Source organism: Roseovarius sp. CH_XMU1461 (assembly GCF_037027165.1).
GTDB lineage: Bacteria > Pseudomonadota > Alphaproteobacteria > Rhodobacterales > Rhodobacteraceae > Roseovarius > Roseovarius nubinhibens.
Genome location: NZ_JAYMDV010000004.1, coordinates 25,125 through 42,448, shown reverse-complemented (window position 1 = coordinate 42,448; position 17,324 = coordinate 25,125). Strand labels below are relative to the sequence as shown.

The 17,324-nt window shown below is 64.0% G+C and carries 19 protein-coding genes; 11 read left to right on the top strand and 8 right to left on the bottom strand.

All coding sequences use genetic code 11. The features are described 5' to 3' along the window. Positions 1–5: 5 nt before the first annotated feature. The 5 genes from WA237_RS13105 to purC all read right to left on the bottom strand — a co-directional run bounded on the left by WA237_RS13105 (position 6) and on the right by purC (position 4,931). A complete protein-coding gene (locus WA237_RS13105; protein WP_040618085.1) occupies positions 6–1,340 on the bottom strand; it encodes a sigma-54-dependent transcriptional regulator in 1,335 nt (444 codons plus the stop codon). Between the two features lie 7 nt (positions 1,341–1,347). Continuing rightward, the gene (locus tag WA237_RS13100) at positions 1,348–3,108 is read right to left on the bottom strand and encodes a sensor histidine kinase (RefSeq protein ID WP_040618084.1); all 1,761 of its coding nucleotides are present in this window, start codon (positions 3,106–3,108) and stop codon (positions 1,348–1,350) included. Positions 3,109–3,185: 77 nt separating this feature from the next. Then, positions 3,186–3,854 (bottom strand): phosphoribosylformylglycinamidine synthase subunit PurQ, encoded by a 669-nt coding sequence (gene purQ / locus WA237_RS13095; RefSeq protein WP_009814707.1) that lies wholly within the window; start codon positions 3,852–3,854, stop codon positions 3,186–3,188. Continuing rightward, the gene (purS, locus tag WA237_RS13090) at positions 3,854–4,084 is read right to left on the bottom strand and encodes a phosphoribosylformylglycinamidine synthase subunit PurS (protein ID WP_009814706.1); all 231 of its coding nucleotides are present in this window, start codon (positions 4,082–4,084) and stop codon (positions 3,854–3,856) included. Before purS ends, purQ begins: the two co-directional genes overlap by 1 nt. An 85-nt stretch (positions 4,085–4,169) precedes the next feature. Further along, positions 4,170–4,931 carry a phosphoribosylaminoimidazolesuccinocarboxamide synthase gene (purC, locus tag WA237_RS13085; RefSeq protein WP_009814705.1) on the bottom strand — a complete coding sequence of 254 codons (762 nt, stop codon included), beginning with the start codon at positions 4,929–4,931 and terminating at the stop codon, positions 4,170–4,172. Between the two features lie 195 nt (positions 4,932–5,126). Between purC and WA237_RS13080 the strand changes: the two genes are divergently transcribed. The 3 genes from WA237_RS13080 (at position 5,127) to bmt (ending at position 8,634) form a co-directional block, all read left to right on the top strand. Further along, positions 5,127–5,444 carry a DUF1476 domain-containing protein gene (locus WA237_RS13080; RefSeq protein ID WP_009814704.1) on the top strand — a complete coding sequence of 106 codons (318 nt, stop codon included), beginning with the start codon at positions 5,127–5,129 and terminating at the stop codon, positions 5,442–5,444. A gap of 178 nt (positions 5,445–5,622) precedes the next feature. After that, entirely contained in the window at positions 5,623–7,581 is a 1,959-nt protein-coding gene (locus WA237_RS13075) for a phosphatidylglycerol lysyltransferase domain-containing protein (protein WP_336098163.1), read from the top strand. 39 nt (positions 7,582–7,620) lie between these two features. Next, positions 7,621–8,634: a betaine--homocysteine S-methyltransferase gene (gene bmt, locus WA237_RS13070; protein ID WP_336098161.1), complete on the top strand. Its 1,014-nt coding sequence runs from the start codon at positions 7,621–7,623 to the stop codon at positions 8,632–8,634. Here the strand turns inward: bmt and WA237_RS13065 are convergent. Further along, complete coding sequence (locus WA237_RS13065) at positions 8,631–9,728, bottom strand: PA0069 family radical SAM protein (RefSeq protein WP_336098160.1); 1,098 nt, start codon at positions 9,726–9,728, stop codon at positions 8,631–8,633. The genes bmt and WA237_RS13065 overlap by 4 nt on opposite strands. Positions 9,729–9,936: 208 nt before the next feature. On the opposite strand from WA237_RS13065, the gene WA237_RS13060 reads away from it, so the two are divergent. The 6 genes from WA237_RS13060 to queF all read left to right on the top strand — a co-directional run bounded on the left by WA237_RS13060 (position 9,937) and on the right by queF (position 14,010). Then, positions 9,937–10,641: a corrinoid protein gene (locus WA237_RS13060; RefSeq protein WP_009814699.1), complete on the top strand. Its 705-nt coding sequence runs from the start codon at positions 9,937–9,939 to the stop codon at positions 10,639–10,641. Between the two features lie 89 nt (positions 10,642–10,730). Next, positions 10,731–11,366, top strand: coding sequence for a DUF1638 domain-containing protein (locus WA237_RS13055; protein WP_336098158.1), 636 nt, complete (start codon positions 10,731–10,733; stop codon positions 11,364–11,366). A gap of 258 nt (positions 11,367–11,624) precedes the next feature. After that, entirely contained in the window at positions 11,625–12,326 is a 702-nt protein-coding gene (queC, locus tag WA237_RS13050) for a 7-cyano-7-deazaguanine synthase QueC (protein ID WP_336098157.1), read from the top strand. Next, complete coding sequence (locus WA237_RS13045) at positions 12,326–12,679, top strand: 6-pyruvoyl trahydropterin synthase family protein (protein WP_216016433.1); 354 nt, start codon at positions 12,326–12,328, stop codon at positions 12,677–12,679. The genes queC and WA237_RS13045 overlap by 1 nt, the downstream gene beginning before the upstream one ends. Further along, positions 12,676–13,386 carry a 7-carboxy-7-deazaguanine synthase QueE gene (queE, locus tag WA237_RS13040; RefSeq protein ID WP_336098155.1) on the top strand — a complete coding sequence of 237 codons (711 nt, stop codon included), beginning with the start codon at positions 12,676–12,678 and terminating at the stop codon, positions 13,384–13,386. The genes WA237_RS13045 and queE overlap by 4 nt, the downstream gene beginning before the upstream one ends. A 159-nt stretch (positions 13,387–13,545) precedes the next feature. Further along, positions 13,546–14,010 carry a preQ(1) synthase gene (gene queF, locus WA237_RS13035; RefSeq protein ID WP_009814694.1) on the top strand — a complete coding sequence of 155 codons (465 nt, stop codon included), beginning with the start codon at positions 13,546–13,548 and terminating at the stop codon, positions 14,008–14,010. Between the two features lie 20 nt (positions 14,011–14,030). Here queF and WA237_RS13030 read toward each other — a convergent pair whose 3' ends face one another. Further along, on the bottom strand, positions 14,031–14,447 hold the full coding sequence (locus WA237_RS13030; RefSeq protein ID WP_009814693.1) for a SufE family protein: 417 nt from the start codon (positions 14,445–14,447) through the stop codon (positions 14,031–14,033). A 134-nt stretch (positions 14,448–14,581) separates the two neighbouring features. Here WA237_RS13030 and WA237_RS13025 point away from each other — a divergent pair, with 134 nt between their 5' ends. Both WA237_RS13025 and WA237_RS13020 read left to right on the top strand, forming a co-directional pair. Further along, the gene (locus WA237_RS13025) at positions 14,582–15,109 is read left to right on the top strand and encodes a hypothetical protein (protein WP_336098154.1); all 528 of its coding nucleotides are present in this window, start codon (positions 14,582–14,584) and stop codon (positions 15,107–15,109) included. A 98-nt stretch (positions 15,110–15,207) separates the two neighbouring features. Next, positions 15,208–16,461, top strand: coding sequence for a DUF2254 domain-containing protein (locus WA237_RS13020; protein WP_336098153.1), 1,254 nt, complete (start codon positions 15,208–15,210; stop codon positions 16,459–16,461). A 270-nt stretch (positions 16,462–16,731) separates the two neighbouring features. On the opposite strand, the gene WA237_RS13015 is transcribed toward WA237_RS13020, so the two are convergent. Continuing rightward, a complete protein-coding gene (locus tag WA237_RS13015) occupies positions 16,732–17,181 on the bottom strand; it encodes a DUF3592 domain-containing protein (RefSeq protein WP_336098152.1) in 450 nt (149 codons plus the stop codon). Positions 17,182–17,324: the final 143 nt, after the last annotated feature.

Here is a 17,324-nt window from a genome sequence, read left to right as displayed (position 1 = left end):
GCCGATCACAGGTAATCCGACCGCTGCAGCCCGTACTTGGCCATCTTCTCGTTCAGGGTCCGGCGCGGCAGGCAGAGCTCGTCCATGACGCTCGCGATGCTGCCCTTGTGGCGGCGCATCGTGTTGTCGATGAGCATCCGCTCGAACGCCTCGACATATTCCTTGAGAGGCTTGCCTTCGGTGGTCATCACGGGCTGCATTTCCTGATGATCCGACATCAGGAGCGACACGATCGTGCCACTGCCCCGGCGCGATTGCAGCACCGCGCGTTCGGCCACGTTAAAGAGCTGTCGCACATTGCCCGGCCAAGGCGCCTGCAAGAGCTGCGCCGCCTCCTGCGCACTCACCTGCGGCGCGTCACAGCCGTAATCATCCGAGAATTCTTCGGTAAACCGGGTGAAGAGCGTCAGGATATCCTCGCCCCGCTGGCGCAGCGGCGGCACGGTGATGCGCAGCGCCGCCAGCCTGTAAAAGAGATCCGAGCGCAGCGCATCCTCAGAGGTGCGCCCCTCGTCCTGCAGGTTCGAAATGGCCACGATCCGCGTCTCGGGCGGCGTGCCCTCGTCGTTGATAAAGGTCAAAAGCCGCGCCTGCGCCGTCTCGCTCAGCGCCTCGATATCTTCGAGAACGAGCGTGCCGCCGCGCGCCTCTTCCACCGCCGGAAGACGGCTGTCCTCGGGGTTCATCGGGCCAAAGAGCCGCTTCATCAGCGCCTCTTCCTCAAAGGCCGCGCAGGAGACGAGCACGAATTTCTTGCCCGCCCGCGCGCCGACCGCATGCAGCGCATGCGCCACCAGCGTCTTGCCGGTGCCGGTTTCGCCATCAATCAACACATGGCCATCGGCCTGACCGAGATCGAGGATATCTTCCTTGAGCCGCTCCATCACCGGGCTCGACCCGATGAGCTTTTTCATGAGCTGGCCGCCATCGCTCAGCTCACGGCGCAGCGCCCGCGCATCGAGCGTCATCCGCCGCGCATTGGTGGCCTTCTTGGCAAGCTCGTTCATCCGATCCGGGTTGAAGGGCTTCTCGAGAAAATCGAACGCCCCCACGCGCATCGCCTCCACCGCCATGGGCACATCGCCATGGCCGGTGATCATGATCACCGGCAGCGTGCTGTCCGCCCCCATCAGCTTCTTGAGGAATTGCATCCCGTCCATGCCGGGCATCTTGATATCGCTCACCACGATCCCGGGATAATCGGGGCCGAGTTTCTTGAGCGCATCTTCGGCGCTGGCAAAGGTCTCCGTGTCATAGCCTGACAGGGCGAGCCATTGGCTGATCGATTGGCGCATGTCCTTCTCATCATCGACAATGGCGATTTTCATGGCTTTGGACATATTCTTTCTACTCCGCTGCTCGGGTTTCTTCCGGCAAGATAGGTAATTGAACTTCAAATACAGCCCCCCCGTCCGCCGCATTGCGGGCGGTAAGGCGTCCCCCGAGGTCGTTGACGATACCCGAAGAAATGGCAAGACCAAGCCCGACGCCGTCGCCCGGCGCCTTGGTGGTGTAGAAGGGCTCAAAGAGGTTATCGATATCGCTGAGCCCGTGACCATTGTCGCGCACCGTGAGCGTGGCGGTCTCGCCCGCAGCGAGCAGAAGGTCGATCTGCGCCTCTTCCACGCCCCGCGTCGCGTCGAGCGCATTGCGCAACAGGTTGATCATCACCTGCTCGATCCGCACCCGGTCGCCCATCACCATGACGGGCCGATCAGGCAAGGTGCGGGTGATGCGGACATGGTGCTGACGCAGCTGCGGCTCCATCAAACCAAGGGCGGAATTGAGCGAATCCCCCAAGTTTACGGGCACAAACTGATCGCCGCCGTGGCGCGCATAGGATTTGAGCTGGCGGGTGATCGCCCCCATCCGCTCGATGAGATCGTCGATCCGCTGAAAGGAGGACAGCGCCTCGTCAGGCCGGTTCCGGTTGAGCAAGAGCCGCGCCCCCGCGAGATAGGTCTTCATCGCCGCCAGAGGCTGGTTGAGCTCATGGCTCACCGCCGCCGACATCTCGCCCAACGCGGCGAGTTTCGAGCTCTGCGCCAGCGTCTGTTCGGCCACGGCGAGGGTCTCTTGCACCCGCTCCCGCTCGGCGATTTCCCGCTGTAGCCGCGCGTTCAATGCGCGAAGCTCTGCCGATTCCCGCTGAAACAGCGCAGCCCGCACCGCCGTCTTGCGATTGAGGAAATAGAAGGCCAGCGCCAGCAGGATTGCGAATCCCATGATCTCGAGCGCCAGCACCCCGTTTACCTTTTCGCGCACGCCCTCGTAATTGGTGAAACTGGCGATCCGCCAGCCGCGAAAGGCCACGCGCCCTTCGACCCGCATCACCGCCTCGCCCTTGAGATAGGCATCGGCCGGCAGCGCCGTCCAATCCGAGGTGGCCTGAATGGCCCGCTCGATCGCGCCGATGGGGGTCTGCCGTGCAAGCGCCTCGCTCTCCAGCAGACCACGCCAGCGCGGCTCGGTCGACAGGATGATCCGGCCCTCGCTGTCGGACACCAGAACCGCGTCGGAAATCCCCGCCCAGGCCCGTTCGAACTTGGCCAGATCGACCTCGACGACGATCACCCCGACGAGGTTGCTCTGGCTTTCGATGCGGCGTGAATAGAAAAAGTCATACTTGCCCGTTTCGCGGCGCAACACCTTGAAAACAGTGTCTTTCGACCGGATCGCATCAATGAAATACGGCGCCTGCTTGTGGCTCGCCCCGAGCGAATTTCGGTCGGTCGAGGCGACATTGCGCCCATCCTTGTCGAGCAGCGTCAAAGAGGCGGCGCCGATCTCGCCTAGAAAGGAAATCAACCGCTGCGTCGATTGCGTGTAATCGCCGGAATTGAGCGCCCCGATGAGCGTCGGATCCCGCGCCAGAAGCTGTGGCACGATGGCGTTTTGCCGCAATTCGCTCAGCAGGTTGCCGGAATAGAGCACAAGCCGCAGCTCGGCCCGGTTGCGGGTGGTTTCGGTAAACCGGTCGGTGAGCAGCTTGTTGGTGACGATCACCGTGGCAATCGCCAGCGATGTCATCAGGATAAGCAGAATGCGCACGGTCCAACTGGTGGTCCGCGCACGTCTGCGAATGGCCGGGGTATCGGATGTGCTCATACCCACAATTCTAGCGCAAAATCATGGGGGTTGCAGGGCCTTTTCGGCCCTGCCGTGGCGATGCGCGGAGCGCCGCCTCAGGCGGTGGCAAGCTGGTCCACCAACCCGGTGAACATGGCCGCGCCATCGGTGCCGCCATGGGACTTTTCCGCCATCCGCTCGGGGTGCGGCATCATGCCGAGAACGCGCCGGTTGTCCGACAGGATGCCAGCGATATCGTCGCGCGACCCGTTCGGGTTTTCGGCATAGCGGAACGCCACGCGGTCCTCACCCTTGAGCCGCGCCAGCGTCTCGTCATCGGCAAAGTAATTGCCGTCATGATGGGCAATCGGCACGGTCATGGTGCTGCCCGCGGCATAGCCCGTGGTAAAGGCGCTGTCGCTGGTTTCCACCTTGAGATCAACGGGTTTGCAGATGTACTTCAACCCGGCATTGCGCAGCAGAACCCCCGGCAGCAGGCCGGTTTCGGTCAGGATCTGAAAGCCGTTGCAAACGCCGAGAACATAGCCGCCACGCTCGGCATGGGCCACGACCGAGCGGCAGATCGGCGAATTGGCGGCAATCGCCCCGCAACGCAGATAATCGCCAAAGGAAAAGCCCCCCGGCACGCCGATGATGTCGACGCCCTTGGGCATATCGGTGTCCTTGTGCCAGACCATGCTGACCTTGGCACCGGCGCGCTCGAAGGCCACCGCCAGATCGCGGTCGCAGTTCGAACCGGGGAAGACAACGACCGCTGCGTGCATCAGATCATCTCCACGCTGTAGCTTTCGATCACCGTGTTGGCGAGAAGCTTCTCGCACATGTCCTTGACCTGTGCCTCGCTCGTGCCATCGGCGAGATCGAGCTCGATCACCTTGCCCTGACGGACGCCTTCGACACCGTCAAAGCCCAAAGCGCCAAGCGCGTGGCGCACGGCCTCGCCCTGCGGATCGAGAACCCCGTTTTTCAACATGACATGCACGCGTGCCTTCATCGGCTCACACCCCCAAGAAAGTTAGCTATGGGCGCCCGGCGGCACCCGGATGGTCGTCCTTGCGCGCCCCTCTCGGGGCCGCGCCTCAATTGATCAGCGTCGGCTTGGCCATGGGCGTCGCGCCCTTGGGCAGCACGCCAAGGCGTTTCGCCACTTCCGTATAGGCATCGGTCAGGCTGCCGAGGTCGCGCCGGAACACGTCCTTGTCGAGCTTCTGCCCCGTCTCGATGTCCCACAGGCGGCAGCTGTCGGGGCTGATTTCATCGGCCACGATGAGGCGCATGAAATCGCCATCATAGACCCGGCCGATCTCGATCTTGAAGTCGATGAGCTTGATGCCCACGCCATACATGACACCGGCGAGGAAATCATTGACCCGCAGCGCGAGGCTGAGGATATCATCCATGTCCTGCTGGCTGGCCCAGCCAAAGGCTGCAATATGTTCCTCGGTGACCAGCGGATCGCCGAGCTTGTCGTCCTTGAGGCAATATTCGACGATCGGACGCGGCAGCTGCGTGCCCTCGTCCATGCCGAGCCGTTTCGCCATGGTGCCCGCGGCATAGTTGCGCACGATCACTTCCAGCGGCACGATCTCACAGGCCCGAACGAGCTGTTCGCGCATGTTGAGCCGCTTGATGAAATGGGTGGGCACACCAATGTTGTTGAGCCCGGTCATGAAGTATTCGCTGAGGATGTTGTTGAGAACGCCCTTGCCCTCGATCACATCCTTCTTTTCCGCGTTAAAGGCCGTGGCGTCATCCTTGAAGTATTGCACGATGGTGCCCGGCTCGGGCCCTTCATACAGGGTTTTGGCCTTGCCTTCGTAGATTTTCTTGCGCCGTGCCATTTGCACTCCATCACTCAGTCGGGGGAATCCCCGTTGTGTATATGCGTCCTCATAGTCCAACCCCCCGCCTGCCGCAAGGTGGCGTGGGGTTTGGCCCGCGCCCATCGCTGCTCGACGGGCAACAGGTCTTGTCAGAACGCCCCCGGCCCGCCATATCTTAAGACTAGTTAACCCGATCACGGAAAGGGATACCCGGTGACCACATTTGACGACCGCGAGAAAGCGTTTGAGACCAAATACGCGCATGATCAGGAAATGCAGTTCCGCGCCGAGGCGCGCCGCAACAAGCTTCTGGGTCTCTGGGCGGCCGAGCTGATGGGCAAGACCGGCGACGATGCCGACGCCTATGCGCGCGAGGTGGTCAAGGCCGATTTCGAAGAGGCCGGTCACGAGGACGTGGTGCGCAAGGTCGCAGGCGATCTCGGCGACAAGGCCGATCCCGACACGATCCGCGAGAAAATGGCGGCGCTGATGATCGAGGCCAAGGCCCAGCTCATGAAAGAGACGAACTGAGCCCCGTCTGACGCGTTTAGACGCGACCGGCATTTGCTGACATCTCAGAAACCGGCGGCGGGTCCACCCGCGCGCCGGTTTCGCTTTCTTTCGGGGCAATTTTATCTGTTAACGGCTCCCTAAGCGCCCCTGCGGCACCCTCCTCCCCGGGAATGACGGGGTGAGACGGGAGGGTCGCGTGACATTACAGCGGAAATCTGGGCATTGGAGAGCCCGCGACGGCGCGCGGCCCGCACAAACCCTGCGCCCGTCACTTCAACGGCTGCGACAGCTCTGTTCGCTCCTGCTGCCTTGGGGCGGTGCGCTGCTTTGCCTCTGGCTTTTGATGGGCCGCATCGATGCCGAGACGCGCCAGGCCATGCCCCTGGCCTTTGCCAGTATTTCGCCGCTGCAATGGCTCGCCGCGCTCGGCACCACCGGGCTGAGCTTCTGGGCACTGGCGCGGTACGACATCGTCCTGCACCAGCATCTGCGCACCGGCATCGCGCCACGCAACGCGGGCCGCGCCGGGGCGGCGGCCATTGCCCTGTCGCAAACACTGGGGCTCGGCACGCTCACCGGCGGGCTGGTGCGGTGGAAACTGCTCAAGGGCCTCACGCCACTCATGGCCGGGAAACTGTCCCTAGCCGTGGCACTGTCCTTCTTCTTCGGGCTGGCCGGGATCACCGGGCTTGCCCTACTGGTCGCCCCACTCCCCGCCATCCCGGCGAGCCGTGCCCTGGGCGCGGGGCTCCTCCTGCTCACCACAGGCTTTGCCCTCTGGACCTTCTTTCGCCCCTGCCTACGCGTCTTTGGCCAGACCCTTCGCTGGCCAAGCCTGCGCCATCTGGGCGCGATCCTGCTCTGGACCGGTCTCGACACGCTGGCCGCCTGCGTCACGCTGGCCCTCCTCCTGCAGGACCCGGCCGCCCTGCCGCTAACAGATCTCTTTCCCGTCTTCCTCCTCGCTCTCGCCGCCGGGATTGCCAGCGGCGCGCCGGGCGGCGTCGGCCCCTTTGAGCTGGTCCTCGTGGCGCTGCTGCCCGCCCTGCCCGCGCCCGACCTGCTGGCGGCGCTTCTGGGCTTCCGGCTGATCTATTATGCGCTGCCCGCCATTCTGGCGCTCGGCCTCCTCCTGTGGCCCGCGCCCTGCCGCAGGCCACCGCCCCAGATGCACCCGCGCCTCGCGCCCCTGCGCCCCGGTGACATCGCCGCCGACCGGGCCCAGCCCGAACACGGGCTTTGCCCGCATAACGCGGCGCAGGTATTACATAGCGGTCAGACACGCGCCGCCGTGCTGCGCCTGCCGCAGAGCCTCATCCTCTGGCTCGATCCCCTGACCGGCCCCGCCGCCCCGGCCCTCGCCACGCTCTCCGATCTCGCCCGCGCCCAAGGCCGCGTCGCCGCCGCCTACAAGATCGGCCCGCGCCACGCCGCCCGGCTCCGGGCCAAGGGTCACGCCGCGCTGCACATCTGCGACGAGGCGCTGCTTGATCCCGCGACATTCGACATAGATCAGCCCCGCCTCCGTCAGCTCCGGCGCAAGCTGCGTCAGGCCGAAAAGGCCGGCATCAGTGTGATCCGCGCGCTTCGCCCCGACCTCACCGCGCTGGCAGAGATCGACGCCGCTTGGCAGGCCACCAATGGCCCGGCGCGCGGTATCACCATGGGCCGGTTCTGCCCGCGCCTTCTCGCGTCACAACGCCTCTATGTGGCCCTCTCCAACGGTCGCCCCGTGGCCTTCATGAGCTGGCACCAGTGCGACACCGGGCTCTGCCTCGATCTGATGCGTCACCTGCCCGATCTGCCACAGGGCACGATGCATCTTTTGGTCATGGCCGCCCTCACCGAGGCCCGCGCCGGAGCCCACCCACAGCTCTCGCTCGCCGCCCTGCCGATCACGCCCGGCCCTGACTTCGCCTCGCGGATCACCGCCCGGCTCACCGCCAATCCCGGCCTCACCCGCTTTAAGCAGAGCTTTGCCCCGACCCGCGCCCCGCGCTATGCGCTGGCCCCGTCGCGTGCGGCGCTGCTCTTTGCGCTGGCTGATCTGGCCCGCGCCATCCGCCACCCGGATCGGGCCTCAACGCCGCCATCCCCCGCTCCGGCTCACCATGATCATGAGGCTTTTGCAATTGCCCCCGGCCCCGGTTCGTGACACAAAAGCGCGATTTTCCCGCACCCCACGGACAGGCACATGACCACGGTATTCTCGGACTTCCTGAACTCGCGCGACTGGCTTCTGGCCGATGGCGCCACCGGCACCAACCTCTTCAACATGGGGCTGCAATCCGGCGACGCGCCCGAAATGTGGAATGTCGAACATCCCGAAAAGATCACCCGCCTCTATCAGATGGCGGTCGACGCGGGCAGCGACCTCTTCCTCACCAACAGCTTTGGCGGCACCGCTGCCCGGCTCAAGCTGCACGGCGCTGAAAAGCGTGTGCGCGAGCTGAGCCGCGTCGCCGCCGAACTGGGCCGCGAGGTGGCCGACAAGACCGACCGCCGCGTGATCGTCGCAGGCTCGGTCGGCCCCACCGGCGAAATCATGGCCCCGATGGGCGCGCTCACCCATGAGATCGCGGTCGAGATGTTCCATGAACAGGCCGACGGTCTCAAAGAGGGCGGCGCCGATGTGCTCTGGCTCGAGACCATCTCTGCGCCCGAAGAATACCGCGCCGCCGCCGAGGCCTTCAAACTCGCGGATATGCCCTGGTGCGGCACGATGAGCTTTGACACCGCCGGGCGCACGATGATGGGCTTCACCTCCGCCGACATGGCCGAGATGGTCGAGAAACTCGATCCCGCACCGCTGGCCTATGGGGCGAATTGCGGCGTCGGCGCCTCCGATCTCATGCGCACCGTGCTGGGTTTTGTGACCCAAGGCTCGGAACGTCCGATCATTGCCAAGGGCAACGCCGGCATCCCGAAATATGTCGATGGCCATATCCATTATGATGGCACGCCCGAACTGATGGCCGAATATGCCTGCCTCGCCCGCGACGCCGGGGCCAAGATCATCGGCGGCTGCTGCGGCACCATGCCCGAACATCTGTCGAAAATGCGCGAAGCGCTGGAAACCCGGCCGCGCGGCGATATCCCGACGCTCGAACAGATCGCCGAGGCGCTGGGCGGCTTCTCCTCCGAGGCCGATGGCACCGGCGACGACACGCCCCCGGCCCGCCCCCGTCGCGGCCGCCGTCGCGGCTAAGCGTCCCGCCGGTCGAAAAGATCACCTTGATCGCCCGCCTTCCCCGGCGGGCGAAACAGATCACAGCGCAGATCCGGCTGCCGCGCATCGAGACCGAGCCGCCGGATCGCGTTGCGAAACCGCGCCGCCACCATCTCGGCATAGGGGCCGGTGCCGCGCATCCGCTGCCCCCAATTCGCGTCATATTCCTTGCCGCCATGCATCTCACGGACGCGCCCCATGACCCGCGCCGCCCGGCCCGGCGCATGGGTCTGCAACCATTCCTGGAAAAGCGGCGACACCTCGCGCGGCAGCCGCAGCATGATCCAGCTCGCCGAAGTGGCCCCCGCCGCGCGGCCCTCGCGCAAGATAGCCTCCAACTCGTGATCGCTCAGCCCCGGCACCATGGGCGCGGCCATGACCCGTACCGGAATCCCCGCCTCTGACAGGCGGCGAATGATCTCCAGCCGCCGCTTCGGCGCCGGTGCCCGCGGCTCCATCCGCCGCGACAGATCCGCATCGAGCGTGGTGACCGAAATACCGACGCGACACAGCCCCCTTGCCGCCATCGGCGCCAGCAGGTCGATATCGCGCTCGATCAGCGTGCCCTTGGTGACAATCGCCACCGGATGATCACAGCCCGCCAGCACCTCGAGACAGGCGCGCATCACCCGCTCCCCCGCCTCAATGGGCTGATAAGGATCGGTATTGGTGCCAATGGCGATCGGGGCCACCTCATAGCGCCGCGCCCGCAATTCCCGCACCAAGGCCTCCGCCGCGCCGGGCCGCGCCACCAGCTTGGTCTCGAAATCGAGCCCCGGCGACAGGCCGAGATAGGCATGGCTCGGCCGCGCGAAACAATAGACACAGCCATGCTCGCAGCCCCGATAGGGGTTGATCGACCGGTCAAAGGGCAGATCGGGCGAGCGGTTATAGCTGATGATCCGGCGCGGCACCTCCCGGCTCAGCTCGGTGCGCAGCACCCGCTCCTCCGGCGCGCGATCCCAGCCATCATCCTCGAACCGCCGGTCGAGCCGCTCGAACCGCCCCACGACATTGCTGCACGCACCACGGCCCCGCCGGCGCAGCTCGGGATCAATGCTGTCATCCACCATTGTGCGATTTTGGAACAAACAGCGAACACATGCAAGGCGCACATCTTCTTCATGCAAATTTTGCGCCGAAATCGGCCCGCTTCTTGCGTGACAGGTCGGAAGCATTCGCGCATATGTCGGAAAACGCCAAGTCGACGTGACGTAAAACGCCGAAAGCTTGCCGGAACACCACCGCGCCTGCAGCGCCTCAGAATCAGGAACATGAGCCATGTCCGACGAAGAAGACGACATCATCCTCTCCGAACTCGATGATGAAGAGCTTGTCCAACAGATGTTCGACGACCTCTACGACGGTCTCAAGGAAGAGATCGAAGAAGGCGTCAATATTCTGCTCGGACGTGGCTGGGCCCCCTATGACGTGCTGACCAAGGCGCTCGTCGGCGGCATGACCATCGTGGGCAAGGATTTCCGCGACGGCATCCTCTTCGTGCCCGAAGTGCTGCTCGCCGCCAACGCGATGAAGGGCGGCATGGCCATCCTCAAGCCGCTCTTGGCCGAAACCGGTGCGCCGCGCGTCGGCAAGATGGTCATCGGCACCGTCAAAGGCGACATCCACGACATCGGCAAGAACCTTGTGTCGATGATGATGGAAGGCGCCGGCTTCGAAGTGGTCGATCTGGGCATCAACAACCCGGTCGAAAACTATCTCGAAGCGCTCGAAAACGAGAAACCCGACATCCTTGGCATGTCGGCCCTGCTGACCACCACCATGCCCTATATGAAGGTCGTGATCGACACGCTGGTCGAACAGGGTCTGCGCGATGATTACATCGTGCTGGTGGGCGGCGCGCCGCTCAACGAGGAGTTTGGCAAGGCCATCGGCGCCGACGCCTATTGCCGGGACGCTGCCGTCGCAGTGGAAACCGCCAAAACTCTGGTCGGCCGCAAGCACAACCAGGGCGCCACGGCCTGATCGCCATCCGCTGAAAGATCAAAGCCCCGCCCCCGGCGGGGCTTTTTCGTCCCGGCCCGAGATCCTACATTCCTTATGGGAGACCGCGCATGACCCTCGACGACCGCCAGCTAACTGAGACCGGCCTGCCGCCCCGGCAGACGGGCCGCCTGCTGCTCATCGCCTGCGGGGCGCTGGCGCATGAGATCCTCGCGCTGAAACGGGGCAATGGCTGGGATCACATGGATCTGCAATGCCTGCCCGCCAAGCTGCACCTCTACCCCGAGAAGATCACCGAAGCGGTGACCGAGGCCGTGGCCGAGCATCGCGACAGCTATGACGAGATCTTCGTGGTCTATGCCGATTGCGGCACCGGCGGCCAGCTGCAGGCCAAATGCGCCGAGCTCGGCGTCGAAATGGTCGAAGGCCCGCATTGCTATTCCTTCTTCGAGGGCAATGACCGCTTTGCCGTGCAGGGCGACGCCGACATGACGGCCTTCTTCCTCACCGATTTTCTGGTCAAACAATTCGACGCTTTCGTCTGGCGGCCGATGGGGCTCGACCGGCATCCGGAACTGCGCGACATGATCTTCGGCAATTACACCAAGCTGGTCTATCAATCGCAGATCACCGATCCGGCGCTCGTCGACAAGGCCCGCGCCTGCGCCGATCGGCTCGGCCTCGCCTTTGAACACCGCCACACCGGCTATGGCGATCTCGCCACCGCCCTCGCCGCCCGCGCCTGAGACCCGGCCCCCTGATCCGCATCTTCTAGCCGCAAATATCCCGGGGGAAAGGCCGCAGGCCTTGGGGGCAGCGCCCCCTGACCCGCGTCCAAAACGCGCGAAACACCCGTAAATCGAGACATTTCGCACCGAATTTGAACCGGTTTCATAACATTAACGTAACGTCACACGCGGATAGCTTGATCCAACCCCCGCCTTGCACTACCTAGCCTGCCACCGGTCGCAGCCTACCCGGTCATCAAAACAAGGGCCCCAGATATGAAGACACTTGTCATCTGCTCAGGCGGATTGGATTCCGTTTCCCTCGCCCACAAGGTCGCGGCAGAGCAAACACTCACGCGGTTGGTCTCCTTTGACTATGGCCAGCGCCATCGCAAAGAGCTCGATTTCGCCGCCCGCGCGGCCGACCGGCTCGGCGTGCCGTTTCACCTCATCGACATGCGCGGCATCGGCGCGGTGCTGACCGGCTCGGCGCTCACCGACGATGTGCCGGTGCCCGACGGCCATTACACCGAGGCCTCGATGGCCGCCACGGTCGTGCCCAATCGCAACGCCATCATGCTGAGCGTCGCCTTTGGCCTCGCCACGGCACAGGGGGACGAAGCCGTCGCCACCGCCGTCCATGGCGGCGATCATTTCATCTACCCCGATTGCCGCCCCGGCTTTGCCAAGAGCTTTCAGGCGATGCAGAACCACGCGCTCGACGGCTATGCGGATGTGTTTCTCTACACGCCCTTCATCGACGCGCCGAAATCGGCCATCGTCACCGAGGGCGCGCGCCATCACACCCCCTTTGCCGACACCTGGTCCTGCTACAAGGGCGGCGACATGCATTGCGGGCGCTGCGGCACCTGTGTCGAGCGGCGCGAGGCCTTTCACCTCGCCGGCGTCGCCGATCCGACCGCCTATGCCGACCCCGATTTCTGGGAGATCGCCATCTCCCGAAAGGCGGCCTGCTGATGTACCGGATCTGCAAGGAATTCCATTTCTCCGCCTCGCATCAGCTCGCCCATCTGCCCGAGCATCACCAATGCGCGCGGCTGCATGGCCATAACTACGTGGTCGCGGTCGAACTGGCCGCGCCCGAGCTCGACGCCAACGGTTTCGTGCGCGATTATCACGATCTCGCCGCGCTCAAATCCTATATCGACACGCGGTTTGATCACCGCCATCTCAACGATGTGCTCGAGGGGCCGAGCACCGCCGAGGCGCTGGCGCGGCATTTCTTCGACTATTGCGCCGGGCAATGGCCCGAAACCGTGGCCGTCCGGGTGAGCGAGACCCCCCGCTCCTGGGCGGAGTACCGACCATGAGCAGCCTGCGCATCTCCGAGATCTTCGGCCCCACCATTCAGGGCGAAGGCATCCTCATCGGCGAACCCACGGTCTTTGTCCGGGCGGGCGGCTGCGATTACCGCTGCAGCTGGTGCGACACGCCCCATGCGGTCGACAGCGAACACCGCAGCAACTGGACCCCGATGACCACTTTCGACATCTGGGACGAGATTCAGCGCCTCTCGGACGGCCAGCCGCTCACCGTGTCGCTCTCTGGCGGTAACCCGGCCATTCAGGATTTCGGCCCGCTCATCGCGCTGGGCCGCGCCCAGGGCTACCGCTTCGCCTGCGAAACCCAAGGCTCGATCGCGCGCGGCTGGTTCAACGTGCTCGACACGCTGGTGCTGTCGCCGAAACCCCCGTCGAGCGGCGAGCGTCCCGATTGGGAGGCTTTCGATGCCTGCCTGCGCGCCGGGGCCAATGCCGGGCGCACCATCCTCAAGATCGTGATTTTCGACGACGAGGATTACAACTGGGCCAAGACGGTGCAGGCGCGTTTTCCGGGGCTGCCATTGTTCCTGCAACCGGGCAATCCCGAGATCGACCCGGCCCAGCCTGTCGACCTGCCGGCCATGGCCGACCGGCTTCGCCTGCTCACCGAACGCACCATGCGCGACGGCTGGTTCTCGGTGCGCATCCTGCCGCAGCTCCATGTCTTCATCTGGGGCAATCAACGCGGCGTCTGACCCAACGCCCGTTCCCGGCGTAACTCCACCACTCACGACCAACCACCACCACTCACGAAGACCACCACCACTCACGGAACACGCACCGACCGAATACCGTCGTACTACCGACGCCCCAATTTCCGGGGCGGATCCAGACCAATACAGGACAAAGCAACCATGAGCGACACGATCTATTCCGACCTCAAACAGCTTGGCGGCGCCACAGTTCTGCCCGCCAATCCCGATGAGGCCGAACTCGAACGCGTGCAAAACCCCCAAGCCGACACCGCCTATAACGTGCGCTTCACCGCGCCCGAGTTCACCTCGCTCTGCCCGATGACCGGCCAGCCCGATTTTGCCCATCTGGTCATTGATTACGTCCCGGGCGAGTGGCTGGTGGAGAGCAAATCGCTCAAGCTTTTCCTTGGGGCCTTCCGCAATCACGGCGCGTTCCACGAGGATTGCACCGTCTCCATCGGGCGCCGGCTGGCCGAATTCCTCGCGCCGCAATGGCTGCGCATCGGCGGCTATTGGTATCCGCGCGGCGGCATTCCCATTGATGTGTTCTGGCAGACCGGACCGATGCCCGACAGCGTCTGGATCCCCGATCAGGGCGTGCCACCCTATCGCGGGCGCGGCTAAGGCTAAGGTTAAGGCTCGGCTCAGGCGGCGGCTGCGGCCGCTGCCACCTCGCGGATGCGGGTGATCATCGCCCGCAATCCGTTCGAGCGCTGCGCCGACAGGTGATCATTGAGGCCAAGCCGGGCCAATTCGCCCGCCGCATCGACCTGCGGCACCTCGCCCACCGGCAGATCATTATAGAGCGCCCGCAGCACCGCAATGAGCCCGCGCACGATCATCGCGTCGCTCTCGCCGTCAAAGGCAAAGACACCGCCCTCGATCCGCGGATGCAGCCAGACCTGACTGGCACAACCATCGACCTTGGTCGCCGGCACCTTGAGCGCGTCATCGAGCGGTTCCATCGCCTTGCCCTGCTCGATCACATAGCGGTAGCGGTCTTCCCAATCCTCGAGAAACTCGAAATCTTCCACGATGTTTTCAAAGGCCGGTTGCGCCATCGGTTTTCCCCATTCTGATCGTCCCTGAGGTAATGGCGGGGCGCTCAAAGGTCCAGCCCCCGCTTGCACGCGCGGCCCTCGCGTCATACTGTGCCCCCAATCACCCTGCGGGGAATTTGGGGCAAAGGTTTCACATGCGCATTCTGCTTTCCATCCTGATGGTTACCACCCTGACGCTGGCGGGCTGCGGCGGCCTGCGCGACTCCAAGCTCAACCCCGGCAACTGGTTCGGCAAGAGCACGGCCCGCGCCACACCGACCAGCGCCCAGAGCCCCAATGCCAACCCGCTCATCCCCGAAGAGCGCAACAGCATCTTCCGCCGCAAACGCGGCGATGAGGTCTATGAGGGCACGCTGGTTCATCAGGTCACCGGGCTCAGCGTCGAACGCGCCTCCGGTGGCGCCATCATCCGGGTCACCGGCCTGCCGCTCCGTCAGGGCGCGCATGACGTGCGGCTGACCTCGGCCAATGGCAAGGATGACGCGCCGATCAATGGCGTACTGACCTATCGGCTCGAGGCTTATCAGCCGGTCAACCGCGCCCAAGGCACGCCCCATAGCCGCAAGGTCAGCGCCGGGCGCTTTGTCTCGGATCAAGACCTGCAAGGGGTGCGGGAAATCCGCGTGATCTCGCAGACCAATTCCCACAGCTCGCGCCGCTGATCGCTTGATATTTCGCGACTTTTCGGCGCGACACCCTACCATTGACAGCTCAAGCCACTGCTGGCCAAACTGGCCGCATTGCGTGATGAGGTGACCGAATGGGTGCGTTTCTGAAAATGCCGCTGGCGCTGCTCAAGCGTTACTACCGCAAGCTCTGGCTGCGCGTGCTGTGCTACGCGTTGCTGTCGCTTCTGGTGGCGGCGATAGAGCCGGTGCTCGAACGCTGGATCGATCTCGATTTCGCGCCCGACGTCGCGCCCGAAGGCGTGATGACGGTGCTGACGATCCTCGCGTCGTCGATGCTCGCGGTCTCGACCTTTTCGCTCAACGTGATGGTGAGCGCCCATCGCGCCGCCGCCGCCAGCGCCACGCCGCGCATTCACCGGCTCTTGCTCGACGACACCACCACGCAAACCGTGCTGGCGGTGTTCATCGGGGCCTTTGTGTATGCGCTGACCACGATCATCCTGATCCAGGCCGGGCTCTATGCCGACACTTCGGCCTTTATCACCATGGCGGTCACCGTGCTCGTGGTGGTGATGGTAATCGCCGCCATGCTGCGCTGGATCGACCATCTGAGCCACCTCGGCAGCATGGATCACAACATGCGCAACGTCTTCGATCTGACCCGCGACGGGCTCACCCGTTTTGCCCGGCGGCCCGCGCTCGGCGCGGCCCTGCTGCGCGAGGACACGGTGCTGCCCGAGCAGCTGACACCGCTTACCGCGCCCGCCTCGGGCTATCTGCAGCTGATTGATGTCGAAGGGCTCAACACCTGTCTCGAGGACATCTCCGAGGGCAGCTTTCTCTATGTGTCGCTCTTCCCCGGCCAGACCGTGCTGCGCGGTCAGCCCCTCGCCCAGCTCTCGGGCAGCGCCACTGAGGCCGAGCTCACCCAGCTCGCACAGCATTTCGTCATCGGCGACATCCGCACCTATGAACAAGACCCGGATTTCGGCCTCACCGTCCTGTCGGAAATGTCGTCGCGTGCGCTCTCACCCGGGGTCAACGATCCCGGCACCGCGATCGAGGCGGTGACACGGCTGGAAATGCTGCTCTGGGACTATGGCCATGCCACGGGCGATCCGGACACGGCCACCGCCCCTCGGGTCTTTGTCAAGGCGCCGACGCCCGCCCATATCCTGCAATCGGCCTTTGCCGCCACCGCTCGCGATGGCGCGGGCCAGATCGAAGTCGCCCGCCACCTGCGCGAGGCCCTGTCGCGGCTGGCCTCCCTGCCCGACGCCTCCCTTGCCGCTGCGGCGCGTGATCTGGATGAACTGGTGCTCGCCTATTGCGACAAGGCCCTGCCCCTCGAGGCCGAACGCCAGAGCCTGCGCCGCGCCTTCTGACGGGCGACGCATTGCACCTCGGACAGTGCAGCGTTCACGCAGGCCAGCGTCAGCCCCTGGGATGGCGACCGAACCTCGTGACGATGTGCTTAATGCCGGCCACGCACATCCAACAGAACACGCCTCGCGCCTGCATCAGCCAAATCGCCAGCCCAAGGCAGGGGCTGACGATGGCCAGGCCCCTTCGGAGCTGTTCACCGGCCCGTCGCCTATGAGCCTCTGATGGGCCCGTAGGTCATCCAGCAGCCAAACCCGCTATTGGGTCAGGCGCTAGAAGTTTATTTCGCCCCAAGCAACGGTGATCGCCAGGAAGATGAGAAGCCCTAAAAGGGACATGAGAATACCCCAAAAGCCGTCGCGTATTGGGGTAATACTCGCCCGCTTTGGCTTCTTTTGATCATAATATACTTCTACGATGCGCCCTTTGAGCGATTGCACAGTTTGCGCAGAATGAACTGTGAAAAAGCCACTAGGCGCAGCTTGCTCAAATCGTAGCATCCTTTGATCAGGTGTTTCGAAGGATACGAGGACATAAGCTTCGCCATCCGAGTCGGAGCCCTGCTTTCGAATGAACCGAGTGTCGATGACGCGGCCTGTGGCTGATCCTTTGCGCAATAGGATCAGGAACCAGTCGCGAGAGGCCCATATGCCACCACAAAAAAAAACGAGGCTGCCAACCGCCATCAAGAGCTTTAAGAGCGTATCCAGGTCGTTGTTCATTCCAACTCGCGAAGCATTATTTCAAAACGCTTATAGTTGAGAGTTTGGCCTTTTTATGGCTATCGCAACACAGAAGCGGACATTTGATCAATAAGCATCATCGGTCAAAATGGCCTCAAGTCCGACCTTCGCCATCTGCGCAC

Excerpts from the sequence above, each read along its gene's own strand:
- WA237_RS13105 (WP_040618085.1), bottom strand. The coding sequence starts at position 1,340 with ATGTCCAAAGCCATGAAAATCGCCATTGTCGATGATGAGAAGGACATG.
- WA237_RS13100 (WP_040618084.1), bottom strand. The coding sequence starts at position 3,108 with ATGAGCACATCCGATACCCCGGCCATTCGCAGACGTGCGCGGACCACC.
- purQ (WP_009814707.1), bottom strand. The coding sequence starts at position 3,854 with ATGCACGCAGCGGTCGTTGTCTTCCCCGGTTCGAACTGCGACCGCGAT.
- purS (WP_009814706.1), bottom strand. The coding sequence starts at position 4,084 with ATGAAGGCACGCGTGCATGTCATGTTGAAAAACGGGGTTCTCGATCCG.
- purC (WP_009814705.1), bottom strand. The coding sequence starts at position 4,931 with ATGGCACGGCGCAAGAAAATCTACGAAGGCAAGGCCAAAACCCTGTAT.
- bmt (WP_336098161.1), top strand. The coding sequence starts at position 7,621 with ATGACCACGGTATTCTCGGACTTCCTGAACTCGCGCGACTGGCTTCTG.
- WA237_RS13065 (WP_336098160.1), bottom strand. The coding sequence starts at position 9,728 with ATGGTGGATGACAGCATTGATCCCGAGCTGCGCCGGCGGGGCCGTGGT.
- WA237_RS13060 (WP_009814699.1), top strand. The coding sequence starts at position 9,937 with ATGTCCGACGAAGAAGACGACATCATCCTCTCCGAACTCGATGATGAA.
- WA237_RS13055 (WP_336098158.1), top strand. The coding sequence starts at position 10,731 with ATGACCCTCGACGACCGCCAGCTAACTGAGACCGGCCTGCCGCCCCGG.
- queC (WP_336098157.1), top strand. The coding sequence starts at position 11,625 with ATGAAGACACTTGTCATCTGCTCAGGCGGATTGGATTCCGTTTCCCTC.
- WA237_RS13045 (WP_216016433.1), top strand. The coding sequence starts at position 12,326 with ATGTACCGGATCTGCAAGGAATTCCATTTCTCCGCCTCGCATCAGCTC.
- queE (WP_336098155.1), top strand. The coding sequence starts at position 12,676 with ATGAGCAGCCTGCGCATCTCCGAGATCTTCGGCCCCACCATTCAGGGC.
- queF (WP_009814694.1), top strand. The coding sequence starts at position 13,546 with ATGAGCGACACGATCTATTCCGACCTCAAACAGCTTGGCGGCGCCACA.
- WA237_RS13030 (WP_009814693.1), bottom strand. The coding sequence starts at position 14,447 with ATGGCGCAACCGGCCTTTGAAAACATCGTGGAAGATTTCGAGTTTCTC.
- WA237_RS13025 (WP_336098154.1), top strand. The coding sequence starts at position 14,582 with ATGCGCATTCTGCTTTCCATCCTGATGGTTACCACCCTGACGCTGGCG.
- WA237_RS13020 (WP_336098153.1), top strand. The coding sequence starts at position 15,208 with ATGGGTGCGTTTCTGAAAATGCCGCTGGCGCTGCTCAAGCGTTACTAC.
- WA237_RS13015 (WP_336098152.1), bottom strand. The coding sequence starts at position 17,181 with ATGAACAACGACCTGGATACGCTCTTAAAGCTCTTGATGGCGGTTGGC.